This is a genomic window from Ruegeria sp. CE9 (genome assembly GCF_056537425.1).
The window spans coordinates 1-1,125 of the sequence record NZ_JBQFRO010000083.1 but is presented as its reverse complement, the minus strand read 5'-3'; the positions used below and the strand labels follow the sequence as shown (position 1 = coordinate 1,125).

Below are 1,125 nucleotides of genomic sequence, written 5' to 3'. Positions count from 1 at the left end.
TAGCCCAGTGCACTGTGGGGGCGTTTTGTGTTGTAGTGTTTCCTCCATTGCTCGATCAGAATTTGAGCTTCGCGTAGGTTGTAGAAGATTTCGCCGTTGAGTAGCTCGTCCCTGAACCGGCCATTGAAGCTTTCACAATATCCGTTCTCCCATGGGCTGCCAGGTTCGATGAAAGCCGTCTTGGCGCCGACAGCAGCAATCCAGTCTCGGACAGCCTGGGCGAAAAATTCTGGCCCATTGTCTGAACGTATGAAACGGGGGGCGCCACGAAGTATGAACAGATCCGTCAGGACGTCGATTACATCAGTCGAGTTCAACTTCCGCTCGACCCTGATTGCCAAACATTCCCGACTGTACTCATCAAGGATGTTCAGCGTCCGGAAGACTTTGCCGTCGTCGGTTCGACAATGGACGAAGTCATACGACCAAACATGATTGCGATACTCTGGCCGTAGCCGAACGCATGAGCCGTCATTAAGCCATAACCTCCCTTTCTTCGGTTGTTTCATCGGCACTTTCAGCCCCTCTCGCCGCCAAAGCCGTTCAACCCGCCCATCACTGACGGACCATCCAGCCTCTCTCAGCAACGCAGCGATCCTGCGATAGCCATATCGGCCGTATTGACGGGTCAGCTCGATCATATCGGCCACCAGCCGGTCTTCGTCTGCGCGACCTTGGGGGATGTGCCGTTGCGTGGACCGGTGTTGCCCAAGCACGCGGCAGGCGCGTCTCTCGGAAACGTTCAGCTGGTTGCGGACATGATCAATGCAGGCACGACGACGAGCGGGGCTCAAAAGTTTCCCTTTGCGGCTTCCGTCAGGATCAGCTTGTCCAGAGTCAGATCAGACACCGCGCGTCTCAACCGCTCGTTCTCTTTCTGAAGCCGCTTCAGTTCTTTCAACTGATCTACACCCATTCCGCCGTACTTCTTTCGCCAGCGGTAATAGGTTTGTTCAACAACGCCGATCTGTCTGATCGCATCAAGACGGGACATGTCTTGCCCCATCAGAACTTCAACCTGCCGTAACTTCGAGACAATCTCTTCGGGCTTCGGTCGCTTGTTTGCCATTCGTGGTCCTCCGTTCCCTAAACATAACGGTGGACCAGTTCAGTTGGGGAGGCTCA

1 protein-coding gene is annotated in these 1,125 nt (G+C 54.8%); it reads right to left on the bottom strand.

Annotated features, from left to right (window positions below):
- Positions 1-1,069 (bottom strand): IS3 family transposase gene (locus tag ACR0B3_RS24170; RefSeq protein ID WP_480811261.1). Its coding sequence is split into 2 segments (ribosomal slippage), with 1,070 coding nucleotides annotated over them: positions 1-805 and positions 805-1,069; the frame shifts between segments, so codons are not numbered across the junction. This gene is flagged as partial in the annotation.
- Positions 1,070-1,125: the final 56 nt, after the last annotated feature.